The 16598-nt window shown below is 54.3% G+C and carries 12 protein-coding genes, 2 pseudogenes and 1 riboswitch; of the genes and pseudogenes, 2 read left to right on the top strand and 12 right to left on the bottom strand.

From position 1 onward, the window contains the following. The first annotated feature begins 50 nt into the window (after positions 1-50). Positions 51-269: a type II toxin-antitoxin system CcdA family antitoxin gene (locus CMR03_RS12420; protein WP_063877079.1), complete on the top strand. Its 219-nt coding sequence runs from the start codon at positions 51-53 to the stop codon at positions 267-269. A 2-nt stretch (positions 270-271) separates the two neighbouring features. Further along, positions 272-571, top strand: a complete 300-nt coding sequence (locus CMR03_RS12415; RefSeq protein WP_096011572.1) for a CcdB family protein — start codon at positions 272-274, stop codon at positions 569-571. Positions 572-779: 208 nt separating this feature from the next. Here the strand turns inward: CMR03_RS12415 and CMR03_RS12410 are convergent, their stop codons facing one another. The 12 genes and pseudogenes from CMR03_RS12410 to CMR03_RS12355 form a co-directional block, all read right to left on the bottom strand. Beyond that, positions 780-1475 (bottom strand): ROK family protein, encoded by a 696-nt coding sequence (locus CMR03_RS12410; RefSeq protein WP_096011571.1) that lies wholly within the window; start codon positions 1473-1475, stop codon positions 780-782. Positions 1476-1493: 18 nt separating this feature from the next. Next, positions 1494-2864, bottom strand: coding sequence for a glucose-6-phosphate dehydrogenase (gene zwf / locus CMR03_RS12405; RefSeq protein ID WP_096011570.1), 1371 nt, complete (start codon positions 2862-2864; stop codon positions 1494-1496). Positions 2865-2881: 17 nt separating this feature from the next. Continuing rightward, positions 2882-3886, bottom strand: a complete 1005-nt coding sequence (gene gnd, locus CMR03_RS12400; RefSeq protein ID WP_063877075.1) for a phosphogluconate dehydrogenase (NAD(+)-dependent, decarboxylating) — start codon at positions 3884-3886, stop codon at positions 2882-2884. A 1-nt stretch (position 3887) separates the two neighbouring features. Beyond that, on the bottom strand, positions 3888-6389 hold the full coding sequence (locus CMR03_RS12395; protein WP_096011569.1) for a glucan 1,4-alpha-glucosidase: 2502 nt from the start codon (positions 6387-6389) through the stop codon (positions 3888-3890). Positions 6390-7316: 927 nt separating this feature from the next. Further along, positions 7317-7605 (bottom strand): annotated as a pseudogene (locus CMR03_RS25880) (CcdB family protein). Between the two features lie 28 nt (positions 7606-7633). After that, positions 7634-7859: pseudogene (locus CMR03_RS12385) on the bottom strand (type II toxin-antitoxin system CcdA family antitoxin); the annotation flags it as partial. A 550-nt stretch (positions 7860-8409) separates the two neighbouring features. Beyond that, positions 8410-12015, bottom strand: a complete 3606-nt coding sequence (uca, locus tag CMR03_RS12380; protein ID WP_096011568.1) for an urea carboxylase — start codon at positions 12013-12015, stop codon at positions 8410-8412. A gap of 168 nt (positions 12016-12183) precedes the next feature. Next, positions 12184-12819, bottom strand: coding sequence for an urea amidolyase associated protein UAAP2 (locus CMR03_RS12375; protein WP_096011567.1), 636 nt, complete (start codon positions 12817-12819; stop codon positions 12184-12186). A gap of 10 nt (positions 12820-12829) precedes the next feature. After that, positions 12830-13558: an urea amidolyase associated protein UAAP1 gene (locus CMR03_RS12370; RefSeq protein ID WP_096011566.1), complete on the bottom strand. Its 729-nt coding sequence runs from the start codon at positions 13556-13558 to the stop codon at positions 12830-12832. Positions 13559-13562: 4 nt separating this feature from the next. Continuing rightward, entirely contained in the window at positions 13563-14339 is a 777-nt protein-coding gene (locus CMR03_RS12365) for an ABC transporter ATP-binding protein (RefSeq protein WP_096011565.1), read from the bottom strand. Continuing rightward, positions 14336-15151: an ABC transporter permease gene (locus CMR03_RS12360; protein ID WP_096011564.1), complete on the bottom strand. Its 816-nt coding sequence runs from the start codon at positions 15149-15151 to the stop codon at positions 14336-14338. Before CMR03_RS12360 ends, CMR03_RS12365 begins: the two co-directional genes overlap by 4 nt. Positions 15152-15175: 24 nt before the next feature. Next, positions 15176-16234 carry a putative urea ABC transporter substrate-binding protein gene (locus CMR03_RS12355; RefSeq protein ID WP_096011563.1) on the bottom strand — a complete coding sequence of 353 codons (1059 nt, stop codon included), beginning with the start codon at positions 16232-16234 and terminating at the stop codon, positions 15176-15178. A 60-nt stretch (positions 16235-16294) separates the two neighbouring features. After that, positions 16295-16393, bottom strand: a riboswitch (guanidine-I (ykkC/yxkD leader). Positions 16394-16598: the final 205 nt, after the last annotated feature.

The following is a 16598-nucleotide window of genomic DNA, read 5'->3' as shown; positions in this document are numbered from 1 at the left end:
CCAGTGTGTGTCCGAAGTGTATACTTTTAACTCACACTCTGGAGGTGCGCATGAAATACAGAACTAACGTAACCATCGATAAAGAAGCCTATGAGGTTTTTTCATCTGCTGGCTTAAATCTCTCTGGAATGGTTAACGAACTTGTCATCAATGAGGCCCGCAGAATCCGAGCCGAACGCTGGAAAGAAGAAAACCGTGAAAGCATGAAAGCTTTCTCTGACTTTGTGGGAGAAGAGGGCTCGCTTTCTGATATGTACAGGAACTGGTAACGATGCAATTTGACGTTTACCCGCACATAAACGGAATAAAATACCCCTATCTTGTTGAAGTACAGAGCTATCTAATAGAAACACCAGGCCGTTTAATGGTTGTACCACTTGCACGTCCGAGCGAGTTTAAGGGGACAGGTGAACTTTATCCTCAAGTGCTTGTTAATGGCATCAAATACCGGGTTGTGACAACCGACGTGTCATCAGTCCCGATGAAAGCGTTAGGGGATAAAGTCGATGATGTCAGACAGTATGAAGAAATAATCAAAAACGCGATTTTCAGGCTCTTTTGGGGGTTCTGACACGTTTTCTCATCGCGCCGATGGACGGCGAAAAAACCTGCCATTGTTCTATAGGCCTGAAAATGTCATGTCGACGCGTCCACACAGCAGCGTTACGTCTGGTTGAATTTAGAATTCGCTGGAGCTTTTTATCTGCCGCAAACAATTGCTCGCGGCAGAAAATCGAAAACACCGCAACGCTATTCGGTAATAAACCAGAAAGCAGAGATTACGTAATCAGGCTGCGATCGTTCCAGAGTCGAAATCCACCCTCGAACGCCAGAGTGTTGTCGCCTTTGCGGCACTTTGGCGGAAGTGAAGCGAGTTTATCCACATTGCCGCCACCCAGCACCACGTAGTCAGGCTCCAGGGCTTTGGTCAGCATCTCCACGACATCGAAAACCCGCTCCTGCCATTTTTTGTTTCCCTTATCTTTCCGATAGGCTTCGCTCACATAGTGTTCGTAGCTGTTGCCCTTGCGGTAGGGTAGATGACCAATCTCCATGGGTTGAGCGACATTCTCGACGATCATGGCAGCACCCAGTCCGGTGCCGAGACCGAGGAACAGCATTCGTCCTCCCTGATAGGAGCCGAGCGCTTGCATCAGGGCGTCATTGACGATACGGACAGGGCAGCCAAATGCGTCCGCATAGTTAAACCCCACCCAGCCCTCACCAAGGTTGGCGGGCTCACTGAGCGGTTTATCGTGTGCCACTGGACCGGGAAAACCCATCGCGATCACATCGTAAGTCATGCCTTCAGCCATGGCCTTGACCGCCGCAACCATGTCAGCTGCAGACATGGTCTTTCCGCTTTCTGCCTTCTTTTCTTCACCGCCAGCGCTGGAGAGGATCTTCACATGACTTCCGCCGATGTCGATGGACAGAACGATAGGCTCTTTCTTTTTTAAAGTATGCTTTGTCATTTATATTTATCCATCAGCTCAAACGGGGTCAAACCAGCCGCCGGGGGGCGCAAAGTCCGCCATCGCGGCGGGTCCCCATGTCCCTGGCTTGTAGGCAGCGGGAACGGTTTTCTCATCCAGTATCGGCTCGACGATCTTCCAGGCCAGTTCCGCTGCATCTTGCCTGGTGAAAAGCTGTCTGTCTCCAGCCATGGCATCTCCGATCAGCCGCTCATAAGGCAGCATATCGCCAATACCATCGTCAAGCGCCGTTAGCTCGACGGCTTCACCTCGCATCTTTTCGCCGGCAGCCTTGCGTCGCGCGCCAATGCCGATCGTAATATCCGGGCCGAGACGAAAGCGGATATAGTTGGCAGGCTCGTCGGTAATGTCATCGAAAAGGGTAACCGGCGGTCGCCTGAAGCGCACGACCACTTCCGTCGCATGTGCAGGCAAATTTTTGCCGGCACGGATATAAAAGGGAACGCCACTCCAGCGCCATGTTGCAATGTGGAAGCGAACCGCAGCGAAGGTCTCCGTCGGAGAGAAACGGGCGACACCTGGTTCGTCGGTATAGCCTTCAAACTGACCACGAACCACGTCAGCGTCTGACAGGGGCGGCATGGCCTTTAGCACCTGTACCTTCTCATCAACCAGATCGTCGGACGCGCCGGACGCGGGAGGTTCCATGGCAAGCAACAGCAGCACATTGACCAGGTGGTTCTGAATCACGTCACGAATGCAGCCAACTTCGTCATAGAATTTGCCGCGTCCCTTGATGCCGAAGTCCTCGGCCATGGTGATCTGAACGCTTTCGACATGATCGCGATTCCATATTGGTTCAAGGAAGCTGTTGGCAAAGCGAAAGTAGAGGAGATTCTGGATGGCTTCCTTACCCAGAAAGTGGTCGATGCGGAAAATCGCGTCCTCATCGAAAACCTTATGAAGCACGTTGTTCAGTTGTTTTGCCGACGCGAGATCGCGTCCGAACGGCTTTTCCACCATCAGGCGGGCACCTTTCGCGATTCCGGCCTCTTCCAGACTGTTGGCGACAGTTTCGAAAAGGGAGGGCGGAATGGCAAGGTAATAGAGCGGATTATGATGGCCTGCCAGCGCATCCCGCAGCCCGTCGAATGTTGACTGAGTACGATAATCGCCGGAAACGTAGGACAGTCTGTCCGCCAGCTCGGCAAAGACCGTCTGATCGATCACATCGACATGCTTTTCAACCGCATCTCTTGCCCGCGCGATCAACTGATCGCGCGTCCAGTCCTCAAATGCCACACCGATGATCGGCGTCTTGAGCGCGCCATGCTTCACCATTGCGTAGAGCGAAGGAAAAATCATCTTGTGGGCAAGGTCGCCGGTGACACCAAACACCACCAGCACGTCTGAACGCTGCTGCGCCATTGCTGTGCTCCTCTACGTTACCTGGTTTTTTCCAAATGGCCGCCGAAGGCATGCCGCATGGCTGAGAGAACTTTTTCGGCAAACTGTGCTTCGCCACGAGAAGAGAAGCGCCCGAAGAGGGCCGATGCAAGAACCGGAGCAGGGACGCCCGTTTCCACCGCCGCCTGCAATGTCCAGCGGCCCTCACCGGAATCGGACACACGGCCATCATAATTGTCGAGATGCGGGTCCTGTTTCAATGCCTCGGCTGTGAGATCCAGCAGCCAGGAGCCAATGACCGAGCCATGCCTCCACACCTCTGTAACGGCGGGAAGATCGACATCGAAACGATAATATTGCGGGTGGGAAAGGGGTGCAGTTTCCGCATCAGCCTCTCGCTCGACGGTCCCGGCATTAGCGGCTTTCAATATGTTCAGGCCTTCGGCATAGGCAGCCATCACACCATATTCAATGCCATTGTGTACCATCTTGACGAAGTGTCCGGCGCCTGCCGGTCCGCAATGAAGATAGCCTCTTGGAGCCGTGCCCACGGCCGGGTCTTCCGCGATGCTCTGACCCGCACCGGGCGCAAGTGATGCAAAAATCGGGTCCAGGCGTTTTACAGCCGCCTGCGGGCCCCCAATCATAAGGGAATAGCCACGCTCCAGGCCCCAAACGCCACCCGATGTGCCGACGTCGATATAGTCGATGCCAAGAGATGAAAACTCCTCGGACAGGTCGATAGCCTCACGGTAAAAGGAGTTGCCGCCATCAATGATGGCGTCGCCCTTGGTAAGCGTTGATGCGAAGTCCCGCGCAATCTTCGGTGTGATCGCGGCAGGAAGCATGAGCCAGACCGCGCGCGGCGTCTCCAGCTTAGCAATAAGATCCGCTGGCGATGACGCGCCGGTTGCTCCCTCTTTGATGAGTGCTTCAACGTTATCGGCGTTCACGTCGAAGACGACGCAATCGTGGCCCTGTTTAAGAAGGCGGCGTACCATGTTGGCGCCCATGCGCCCGAGACCTACCATTCCAATCTGCATATCATTTTCCATTATCGATGCGTGTTTGATCTTCCTGTTCATTCACGACGTGAACGGTAAAGTCGGTGTGTTCCCAGTGTCCGACGTCAGGCCAGTAGAAGGTGAAGACAACGCAGGTTCCTGCGTCTTCATGTTGCAAAGGCAGGTCGACATAATAGGTTTTCAGCCCGGAACTGACTGCAGGCGTGTCAGAGACGGTAGCCCAGCCATCCGTGCTCCAGTGCACCAGGGCGTTCGCTTCCGTTTCCAGCCTCAGTTGCTTCCCGACAGGAAGCGAGGTCAGGCGGTTGTTAAAGCGCCATATGCGCAAATGCGATGCGGTCTTATTTCTGATATAGCGCTCGACGCCTTGCGGTGGCATATCGAAGACTGCGCCATCGTGGAGCGATCGCAGGAGTTTGATATGTTCGGAATGCGCCCAGACAAGCGGCATGGCGCTCCCGGAAGGCCGCCCGAAGAACAGTTCCTTTTCGGGAATATCGGGGCCGTCCCATATCTGTTCCGGTAACAGCCCGCCCGGGCCTGCCGATTTTTCCAGCGTGGATAATAGCGCCTCAGCCACATCATGCCTGCCCGCTGCCAGCTCGTAATGCGCACGTTCGCCCGCCAGCAAAGGCCAGGGACGTCCCTGGCCGATACCATCAAACGGCGCGCCGTCTTCATGCTCGCCATAGCCGTCGCCGGTGTACCGATACCATAGTGGACCCTGGGGTAGCTCGACACGAAGACTGTGGTCGATTGCCTTTATCGTATCAACGATGTGCGGGTCATCAGCGGCGCGCAGTCCAAAACGCACTAACGCCAAAGCATCCGGGCTCAGTACATCGGTGGTCGACAGAAGCGCCCGATCCGGCGTCTGGTTGCGGATCTCGGTATTGCCGGATGCACTGGCCTCATCCGTTACGCCCGACGGAGCAATGCGGACATAGTGACCGGAAATGCCGATCGAGCCGCAGAAATTTGGCTCTCCCGCAAAGGTCCATTTTTCAATCTGTTCATTCCAGCAGTCCGCAGTTTCTCGCAGGTGATTTGCCGCCGCCTCGTCTCCATCGACAGAAAGCAGGTCCGCGGCAGCAAGAAGGGCGCTAACCTCTACCGCCAGGGTAAAGGGGCTGTAGCCCGAGTCTTCCTCCCAGCGGTCCTCGCTGGTCGTCGGGCCGTTGGTCAGAATGTAGCTGGCCGCGCTGCGCAGCATCGGCATAAAATGTTTCTGCGCTTTCTTGTCGAGATGACCGAGTCGACGCAACATATCGGTAAGCAGAATGGGGAAGGCGCACTCATCCATCTGGATACCGGGCCAGTAAGGTTTTCCATCGAGCCACAGGTTCTGTGGCCAGCGCCCGGAGGGCTCTTGAACGTGCCGGAGATATTCGAGAATAGCGAGTGCTGCGTCGGCGTCGCCAGCGGCCAGGAAACCCCCTGCCGTTTCAACCAGGTCCCGCGGCCAGACCAGATGATAGCCGCCAAGATCGTCATCACCCTTCGAAAATCCCCAGGGTATTGTCAGGCTCGCGACAACGGCGCCGGGGGAATCGGCGTCTCTGTGCGAGGCCAGAACTGCTGTTGAAACCCGGTATGTATTTACGCCGTCCCGCTCTTTCTGGTCGAGTGGCATGAGCTTGTCCTGCCACGCTTGCCAGTTGCCGATATAGTGATTCCGCGCGGTGTCAAAGCCCGCTTTCAGACTGGCGGTTGCCGCCGCTGCGGCCTCGAATTCCGTTTGGCCGAAACCAACAGCCAGCGTGGCTTCACGGCAGTTGCTTGTGAACACCAGTTCCCCAGCAAGCGCGACATTGCCGTCATCCGCGCGCTGATATTGGTTGGCGAGGCGTCCGTGTTTTTTCAGCTGTTGCCAGCCGTCTGAAGTACCGACAAAACCCGCGCTCACTGCTGTCCAGGGTAGGTCGCAGACGAGCGCCAGGTAGCAAGAGCGACCCGTGGCAAAAAGCACGGGCTTGTCTTCAAATTCGCCGATCCATGCAGCGTTCATTTGTCCCGCATTCACCAGATGGGGTGCAAGCAGTGCGGTGACCTTGTAATCCTCGATATCACCCTTCAGAGCGGTGAAACGGACGCGTTGCAGCACGCAGGCACGAGCCGGATCTGTAATGATGTCCTTTTCAAGCCTGTAACGTCCGTCACGGGACGTGTTGCTGATTGAAAAGGCCGGAATGCCTGGCGAGCAGGTATTGATTTCGGTTGAGCAATCGCGCTTTTCTTCGGAAAAATACCCTTCCGGCCCCGTGATGACGAAAACGAAATCACGGGTGCAGGCGCTGTCGACGCGCGGATAATAGATTTCGTTGAGAACACCATGGCTTAAGGAGAACCAGACAGGGGAGTCTGTTGAAAGGGCCGTGCCGATTCCGCTCTTGGCACTTGATGTCCAGCGGGGTGCGATACCCGGCGCTCCCGGGGCGGAATCAACTTTAGCGCTTATTTGCTGGTCGCCCTCTCTCATGCACTTTTGCAACTGCAGGGCATCGCTGTCAGAATCTGCCATTTTTAGGCTACCTTGGCTGTATGCGTAGAAAAAATCTCAACCACGAGATTGCGGATAAAATCCTCTCTTCTCGCGGGCAAGACTGAAATATTTCTATACCAAAGCAAATTGCTTCAACGTAATTTTTTGCGGTTTTAATATCAGAGACAATATTGTTATAGCTGGTGTAGCTTTTTGGGTCAACTACCTGAAAAGTTTCAATACAATTGAAAGTGTAAAAACAAAAAAACATCTTAGTCATTAAGGATAAATAATCAATTAAGTATTAACTAAGCCTTTCGCACTTAAGCCAGCAGCAGGGAGAAATCAATTTTATTTTATCTCATTGACTAATGGATGGTTACTGCAGGGGCTATACGGACACACTGACATTGTTCTGATATGACGGAACCTGTACGCCAGGAGGCTTAAATGTGGTTTTTTGCACAAAAATACCCTCAGTCTCACGGGTATGTATTTCGCTTGAATTTATGATGAGCAGATGTTCGGTTCCACATCAGATGTAAATTTCAGTAGCGCATTTTTACACTCTGAATTCAGACGGGTTCTGTTTTTATCAGCGTTAGCTGAACCAGCGATGCCCGCTACATTATTTTTCGCCTGGGCCACCATCTTTTAAGCAGTGGCAGGCACCCGATGCAAAATGACGCCTGTTCATTTCAATATTATTTAGTCGGGATTGTCTGAAGCCATAATCGGAGGCGCACTGAATTCAGAACAGGAGAAACATTGTCGATTAATTATAAGGGCAGGGTGAGTAATACACGGATGAATAGCTTCTTGATCATTTTATATATCCTGATACGACTATTATTGAGTCAGATAATTTTTGAGTCATCTTCGATGAGGCGCTTAAATTATTTTAAGGATTTGATCGTCCCTCGAAATTTATTGCTTCAAAACATAAAAATAGAAATCGTTAAGTCGTTAAATACCATTAAAAAGAAAACCTATCACCGCTTTAATCACTGTCTGATAAGGCAAGGCATCACAGAACAGTGGGCCTGACGCATGAGCGGGGATACTCGCCATCTCGTGGGTCATAACCGCATATTCACGCTCATCTGGCACTCTCACAAGCGGGATAAGTCTTTCCGGTCGGGTGCGAGCTGGATACTTTCAACGGGCAGAAGAGGGATAGCAATCCTGCGATTTCACTGGCCAATAAGTCGCGGATTTTATCACGCAGAAAGGAATAGAGAGTACGTTTGCCCATATTGCGGTAGACAGTGAACTAAATTATTAAAACGCCTGTAATCATCACTGAAGCAACTATTTTCATCGTGAAAACAGTTTAATGCATCAAGCGCTTCAGTGTTTTCTTCCTGGTACTTGCGTGCTTTATATTGACGCAGTTCGGCGTCAAGCGCGGCACTAAGATTGATTCCGGCCTCACGTGCACGGCCAAGTAAGTTACGTACGTTCTACTGTCATCGTGACAATTTGTGGGACTCGCTGTTTTCCAGACATAATTAGCTCGCGTCTGACTCCGTCCAGACTACACGGCTTATTTAAGCGTAATATTAACGCGGCTGACAACGCTATGTGAATTCTGCGAAACCCGCAGGGGATTTATGGGCCATTTTTCGCGTAGCGCGATCGGTGCAGAACAGGCTTTAGAACGAAAAGGTACGCAGGTGAGGAGCCAGTGATGCCGGGGAGTCATCTGAGTACGTAATTAGATATCTTATTTAACATAAGATAGATTATGTGCACCGATATGATAATGGCTAAATTCAGATGTTCGCCTCTGGTTATATTGAGATGTCCGCATTATCGTCCTTTTTCCAGGCTTTCACAGCTGAGAACGCAACTGATGACGGCTTAGGATTCGGGGTGCATTACAATGAATGACGTTCCCCGCCTTAAAGTGGTTCATGACTTTGCCACCTTTTCTCATGGAACTCTGCTTAAGCACCTGCGCCCGCTGACGGATATCGGTCAGCAGGCGCAGGATATTTAGACCTTTGCGACAATTCGTCGCCAGGGATAGTCAGATGTACATCAGATCCCAGCCAGGTTAAGCATTATCCTCAATAATCACCGCTACGCACTGTCCTGCGCGTACTGCGCTGCCCGGTTGCACATTAACCTGCTGGATCACGCCGTCGCAGGGTGCCAGAAGCGGAATCTCCATCTTCATCGATTCCAGCACAACCAGAACATCGCCCGCGCGCACCCGGCTACCCACAGTGGTTTGCACTTGCCATAAATTGCCGGAAACAGGGCTTTCCACCCCCTGTTCACCCGGCTGTAGCGGCGCATCGCCGACTTCATCAGCCACAATCTCCTGACTGTCAAAATGGGCCTGACCGCTGGCGATCCAACGGTCGCGTTCAGCATTAAACGCCTGCCGCTGATGGTCGCGAAACGCAGTGATGCTCTGTGCTTCGCGTGCGAGGAACTGCTGATATTCTGCTAACCGTAGCGTGCTGTGTTCAATACGCAGCGGATAGCGGCCAAGTGGAAAATCACGACGAATATGCAAAAGTTCCTCTGCCGATACGGGATAAAAGCGTAGCTGATCGAAAAAACGCAACAGCCAGGGTTGACCAGCAAAATCAGCGACGTCGTGATATCGATTCCACATCTGAAGCGTGCGGCCCACAAACTGGTAGCCGCCAGGCCCTTCCATGCCGTAAACGCACAGATAGGCACCGCCAATGCCAACCGAATTCTCTGCCGTCCAGGTACGCGCCGGATTGTACTTGGTGGTTACCAGACGATGGCGCGGATCAAGCGGCGTCGCGACTGGCGCACCGAGATACACATCACCCAGCCCCATCACCAGGTAGCTGGCTTCAAACACCGTATTCCATACTGCTTCTTCATCAGGCAGATCGTTTATCCGGCGGATAAACTCAAGGTTACTCGGGCACCACGGCGCGTCATGGCGTACGGTGGTCATATATTTCTCTATGGCTTTCCGGCAGGCCGGATCATCCCAGGAGAGCGGCAAATGCACCACGCGTGTGGGTACCTGCAGGTCGTCGCTAACGCATACTGCCGCCCATTCATCGCGCACCCAGGTCAGCAGCGAGGCCAGCGTCAGGGTTTCAGGCTGAAAATGGATTTGCAGTGAACGAATCCCTGGCGTGATATCAATTACGCCCTTTCGGGATGGCGCTTCCAGTGCCTGCATCAAGGCGTGAATACGAAAACGCAGCACCAGATCCAGCTCCGGCTCGCCTGCCTCAAGGAGCAAATGGGTGTCGCCGGAAAGGCGCGCTACCAGGCGTTTATCTCCCTCGCCGCAGGTCATGATGATCGGTGACGTCAAGGGGGCCGGTTGCCAGGTGATTTTCTGCACCTCGAGTGTGGCTAACTCGTTGCGTCGTCCTTCAGCCAGTCGGCGGGCGGTAGCTAAATCCACGGCCACAAAACGCACTTTATCGCCGGCTTTAAGTTGCCCTAACTGCCAGAGGTCGGCTTCTATCACTGTCACCGGACAGACAAAACCGCCCAGGCTGGGGCCATCCGGCCCCAGAATCACCGGCATATCGCCTGTAAAATCTACGGCACCGACGGCGTAAGGATTATCGTGAATATTTGACGGATGCAACCCCGCTTCTCCCCCGCTGTCGCGCGCCCAGATCGGCTTTGGTCCGATCAGGCGCACACCGGTACGGCTGGAGTTAAAATGCACTTCCCAGTCTGTCGCAAAGAAAGTCGCAATATATTCTGGCTCGAAGAACTCCGGCGCGCCATGCGGGCCATAAATCACCCGCAGCGTACGCACCTGCGGGAGTGCCGTACGCAGCGCGATGGGCAGCGTTGCGCTGGTCTGGCTGGCAGCTCGCGGAGCCAGATGCAACACATCGCCGCCGCGCAGCGCCCGTCCGGCGTGACCGCCAAACTGACCAAGCGTAAACGTGCTTTTACTGCCCAAATAATCCGGCACCTGAATGCCGCCGCTCAGACAGAGATAGCTTCTGACGCCCGCGTGGCTAATCGCACCCAGCTTCAGCGTTGCGCCAGCCGGAATGCTAAAAACACAGTCCATCGGCACAGCAACATCCTCTAGCGTGGCAGCCAGGGGCGCACCACATATCACCGCCTGAACATAGGCATTAAATTTCAAAGTTGGCCCCATAAGGGTGATTTCCAGCGCGGCTTCCCCTTCGGCATTGCCCAAAAGCCGATTGCCGAAACGCAGGGCGCGGTCATCCATCGGTCCCGACGGCGGCACGCCCACCGCCCAGTATCCCAGCCGCCCAGGGTAGTCCTGAACGCTGGTTTGGGTTCCGGCACTCAGCACCTCAACCGTGGCGGCTCGATAACACAGTTGCTCAAGACAGCGGGTCCAGGGTTCGCCTGCGGCAAAGGGAGCGAACGCCAAAATTTGCATCAGGTACAAGCGATTAGTTTCTACGCCGTATAACCGGGTCTCCGCCAGCGCCTGCGTCAGCGTGGCGATAGCCTCATCGCGGCTGGGACGCCAGGCGATGGTTTTTGCCAGCATAGGATCAAAAAACGGCGGGACTTCGCATCCCGCTTCGACCCAGCGGTCAATACGTAGCGTTTCACCATCGGCAGGCGGGAAGACGACTTCGGTTAACAGGCCGGGCGAAGGCTGGAACTGTCGGCCGGGATCTTCCGCATAAATTCTTGCCTGGATAGCATGCCCCTGTGGTTTTAGCCCGGCAAACAAGTCATCCAGTGGGGGCAAATCGCCCGCCGCCAGTTCAATCATCCATCGCACCAGATCAACGCCCCAGACCTGCTCCGTTACGCCATGCTCCACTTGAAGGCGCGTATTTACTTCAAGAAAATAAAACTGCTGCGCCACGCTGTCATAGACAAACTCAACCGTTCCAGCGCTGCGATAGTTTACGGCTTTGCCCAGCGAAATGGCCGCCGCGCAGAGCGCCTGCGCCATGCCTTCAGGGAGATTGGGTGCCGGTGTCTCTTCAATCACTTTCTGATTACGCCGCTGTACCGAACAGTCACGTACGCCTAAAGCGATAACCTTCCCCTGCCCATCGCCAAAGATCTGCACCTCAAGATGACGGGCGCGCTCAATGTATTTTTCAAGAAACACGCCGGCATCGCTGAAATTGTTTTGCCCCAGCCGCTGGACCGTTTCAAACGCCTCCGCCAGTTCCTGCACATCCCGGCAGACGCGCATACCAATTCCGCCGCCTCCGGCGGTGCTTTTGAGCATCACTGGATAGCCTACCGCCTCTGCTGCGCGGCTGGCGTCGTCGATATCAGCCAGCAGTTCACTCCCTTCCAGCAGCGGCACACCTTCTGCTTTGGCCAGGGCTCGGGCGGTGTGTTTCAGGCCAAAGGTACGCAGCTGCTGTGGCGTTGGTCCGACAAAAATCAGCCCTGCTTTTTCACAGGCTTCGGCGAATGCGGCGTTTTCTGAGAGAAAACCGTAGCCAGGGTGAATCGCGTTGGCCCCGCTTTGCTGCGCCGCGGCGATGATTTTTTCAGCCACCAGATAGGTTTGCATCGCCGGGCCGTCACCGAGGCTTAAAGCTTCATCCGCATCGCGGATATGCAGACTGCTCAGGTCTGCTTCAGAGTACACGGCGATGCCCTTCACCTGCATGGCGCGCAGGGTACGCAAGATGCGGCAGGCGATCGCGCCGCGATTGGCAATCAGTAAGCTATCAAACATAAGCGGAACTCTCAGGGAAGCGGGCCGTCCCGCAACATTCGATGTTCCCCTGGGGCCGTCCCCGGGGCCAACCGGCACGTAAGATGGGTGCGTCGGTGTACGTGTTCAGGTGGTCGGTGCTAACAGCGAAAAGCCGGAAGGCCAGACATCGCTGTTACTGCCGTTGACTCAGTTCCATACCAGCACCTCTGCAGGCGTAGGGTTCCAGCCATTGCAGGGGTTGTTCAACTGCGGACAGTTGGAGATCAGCACCACGGCGTTACATTCGGCAAACAACTCAACGTATTTTCCTGCGGCCGATATACCGTCCTCAAAGGTCAGGCTGCCTTCCGGCGTCACGGGGACATTCATAAAAAAGTTGATATTGGCCCCGATATCGCGCTTATGCAGGCGGCCATCGTGTAGGCAGGCACAGAGAAAATTATCCCGGCAACTGTGCATATAGCGTTTGTCGTGGGCATAGCGCACGGTATTACTCTCCTGCGCGCAGGCACCACCAAGGGTATCGTGGCGTCCACAGGTATCGGCAACGATAGTCAGCAGCGGATTGCCGAGATTTGAATAGAGGACGCTGCCCGCCGTCAGGTAAGCGTTACCTTGACGACGTAGCGTGCGCTGCGGATCGTAGCGTTCGCGTGGGTTATCAGCATTGTAAAACAGCGTATCAATCGCCTGATTACCTTCGAGGTCGAGCAGGCGCAGCGTTTGCCCTTTCTTTACCTCAAATAGCCAGGGCTCTCCCGCCGGGATCACATGGCGATAAACGGCATCTTCAGGACGACGGTTACTGTTGATAAGGGTCATCACAGCCTCCTTACAGGGAAAAGAGTTGGGTATTGAGGAACGCGCGCTGATTTTCATCGCGTGTGAATAGCGCTTCCGTCACTGCCTGCACATCGTCAGCCTGATACCAGCTCAGTTGGATCGGGCGCGGATCGTATTCAGCGGCGGGGTCCTGAGGATGTGGCAGCGCAGTCAGTACTATCAGCGCATCCATAGGTGAAAACAGCTCGACGTAATCCCCCGCGCGACTATTGTCCCGGTGAAACGTAAAGCGGCCGTCTTTATCAACACTCACTTTGCTAAAGAAGTTGACAACCATCAGCAAATCTTCAAGGCCCAGATCCCATTTGCCCATCTCCACCAGGAGATTATCGACACCGTTACGGTAGAAGCCGTTACGCAGTTCCTGGTAGCGGCCCGTACCGTACTTATTACGCGTTTCCTCTGCATTGAGTACCCCGCCGAACGGGTCGTGCCAGCCGCAACTATCCGCGACAATACCGGCCAACACACGGCCCATATCGGAATAGAAGCAATGCCCGGCTGTCAGGCGAGCGGTATGTTGGCCCTTAAGCGTATCCGGCAGATTCAGGCGTTCACTTTTTTCGTGAGGGTTAAGCATCATCATGCTGACGTTAGCCCCGCCGTCGATATCGGTCAGGCGCAGAATTTGCCCCTTGCGCAAAATGAACGAGGTATGCGCCCCGCCGGGAAGCCGCTCTTCGCGCAGGCTGGGTGAGGAGTGAAAAAGTGCGGTCATCAAACTATCTCCTTAATGCATAAAGATTATTGTTACTACCGGTTACCAGTTGCGCCATGCGCGCTTCATTGAGCGGGATGTCGTAAGTCACGCGCGCGCCCCATGCGTTGGGTGCCTGGGGGTCAAGGCGCACTTTGTCGAAAACCAGCAGCCGGGTGCCCAGGTTGAAGCCTTCCGCAAGATCGTGGGTGACCATAAACACCGTCATTCGGGTTTCGCTCCACAGCTGGAGCAGCAACGCATGCATATCTTTGCGAATGCCGGGGTCCAGCGCGCCGAAAGGCTCATCAAGCAGCAGCACCCGCGGCTGCATGACGAAAGCCTGAGCAATCGCCAACCGCTGCTGCATCCCGCCGGAAAGCTGCGCCGGGTATTTATCGAGCGCGTGCCCTAGCCCTACTTTCTCCAGCATCAGTTGCGCCCGCTGACGGGCATCGCGTTTTCTTGCGCCAAACAAACGGCCAAACAGCGGTGAAGCCGCCAGTTCGAGACCAATGGCGACGTTATCCAGTACGTTAAGATGCGGAAATACTGAATAGCGCTGGAATACCACGCCACGGCTGCGATCGGGTTCCGCCGCCAGCGTCTTGCCATCGAGCATGATTTCTCCCCTGGTTGGCTTTTCCTGGCCAAGCAGCAGACGTAAAAACGTCGATTTACCGCAGCCGGACGCGCCAACCATTGAGCAGAACTCGCCCTCTTTCACCTGCAAATTGATGCGCTCCAGCACCACGTGGTCACCGTATTCCTGCCAGATATTTTTGATATCGATAAAACTCATCCCTGGCCTCCTTCCGCCCACTTGAAGCAGGTTTTATGCAATTGCCTTAAGGCCAAATCCATCAGCCACGCGATGAGCGTTATCCAGATGACATAAGGAATAATCACGTCCATCGCCATGTAGCGTCGAACCAGGAAAATGCGGTAACCCAGACCGGCAGTAGCGGAAATCGCCTCACCGGAGATCAAAAACAGCCAGGCCGATCCCAGCAGCAGTCGCAACGAGGTAATAAGGCGCGATAAAAGCTGGGGTAGCACTACCCGCAGGACGACCGTCCAGCTATTAGCACCAAGGGTTTGTGCTTTGATAAACAGCTCTGCGGGGATTTCGCGCGCGCGCTGTTCAAGGTCACGCGCCAGCATTGGTGTAATGCCGATAACGATGAGCATGACTTTCGATAGCTCATCTAACCCGAAAACGATAAACAGCACCGGCAGGATAGCCAGCGGTGGGATCATCGAAATCACGGTCATGAGCGGCGAGAGCGCCGCGCGATACAACGGGAAGACGCCAGCGGCGATACCAATACACAAGCCAATCAGCGAAGAGAGCGTCAGGCCAATCAGCAAACGGCTGAGGCTAATCAGCGTGTCAGCCCACAGCAGATACTCACCACTGCGCTTATCGGGGGTCAATGCCATCCGGTCAACGGCTGCGATCATTTGTGACAGACCAGGCAGCAGCTTGTCCTGCGGATTAGCCTCCAGCCGCACCGCCGAACCGATAAACCAGGTGGCGATCAATAACACAAACGGCAATAGCATTAGCGTCAGGCGCATCCCCTGTCGGGGATGGCGATTGATGTGGCGCATGACATGAACTCCCGAGATCAGTTATTACAGCTTGCCCGCAGCAGCCATCTTCAGATAGCTGTCGTCGAAACGCAGTTTGATGTTTGCTGTATTGCCGACGGTGGTGTTGCCGGGAAACATCATGCCGATAAAGTCAGCACTTTGTGCGCCCTCTCCCAGCAATCCTTTATCGAAGGAAAATGTCGCAACCCGCTGCATGGTTTTCGCCAGATCCGGCGAGGAGATAAAGGTCAGCGTGTCGGCAGGGGTCCAGAACAGATGGGTCGTTTTCAGCTGTGCTTTGTAACCGGCGAGATCAATGCCGGAATCGGCAGCCATGGCACTCAGCGCCTGCGTATCGCCAGCCTGCATTTTGCTCATCATTTCAAACCAGGCACCGGTCAGCGCTTTGCCCAAGGCGGGATTATCTTTTAAGGTTTGGGTATTCACGACCATCATATCAATCAGTTCGCCGGGCACTTCCGAAGAGCTGAACACTTCTGTGGTTTGCGGGGTCTTTTTGATAACCGAAAGCTGTGGATTCCAGGCCACTGCCGCCCGTACGTTGCTGGTGCCGAAAGCCGAGACAATATCCGCATCTGAGGTATTGACGACTTTAACGTCTTTTTCCTGCAGTCCGGCTTTTTCCAGACCACGGACCAGCAGATAGTGCGACACCGAAAGCTCAGGCAGATAAACCGACATCCCTTTCAGATCGCTGAGTTTTTTATTCACCCCTTTTAGCACGACACCGTCATTACCATCGGAATAGCTGCCGGTAATCAGTGCTGTCGTATCGACGCCGCCTGCTGCTGGGATGGTCAATGCATCCATATTGGTCATGGTGCAGCCGTCAAACTGACCCGCCGTGTACTGATTGATGGATTCGATATAGTCATTGAGTTGCACGATATTAATTTTGATGCCGTATTTACTGGCCCATTTATCGATGATTTTTTCGTTGCTGATGGTGCCCCAGGGCATCCAGCCCGCATAGATAGTCCAGCAGATGTTGAACTCTTTTTTTACTGCGGCGAAAGAGGGAAAGCTGGCCAGCAGCGCCAGCGACAGAAAAAGTGAGCGGAGGAGCGGCGATGTCTTCATGGTTAACCTCTGGTTGGCACAAAAAAAAACGGGAGCAGCGCGACACCCAAAGGTGCTGCTGTCTCCCGGGCTTTTGTCCCGCCGTGTAACCTCGCAGAGGTCGCCTGCTCTCGGACCAGACGTTCACCTGTGTGAACCGGAACCCTAGCTGGCTATTCGATAACAAATTGTGTGATGCGCTGCTTTCTTTTAAAACTTTAGCAATTGGCGTGCCAGAAATTAAAGGGTGATAAATCAGTAGAATGCATAATTTAAGGGCATCATGAGCACCAGAATGATGAGCGTTGAATGTGCGTTGCACATAATCAGTGCTGAGAGTGGCTTGTTTTGATAAAGAAATGGGCGCGGCCAGGCGAGATATTGT

This window comes from Pantoea allii, from assembly GCF_002307475.1.
Lineage (GTDB): Bacteria > Pseudomonadota > Gammaproteobacteria > Enterobacterales > Enterobacteriaceae > Pantoea > Pantoea allii.
This window is presented reverse-complemented; position numbering and strand designations above follow the sequence as displayed.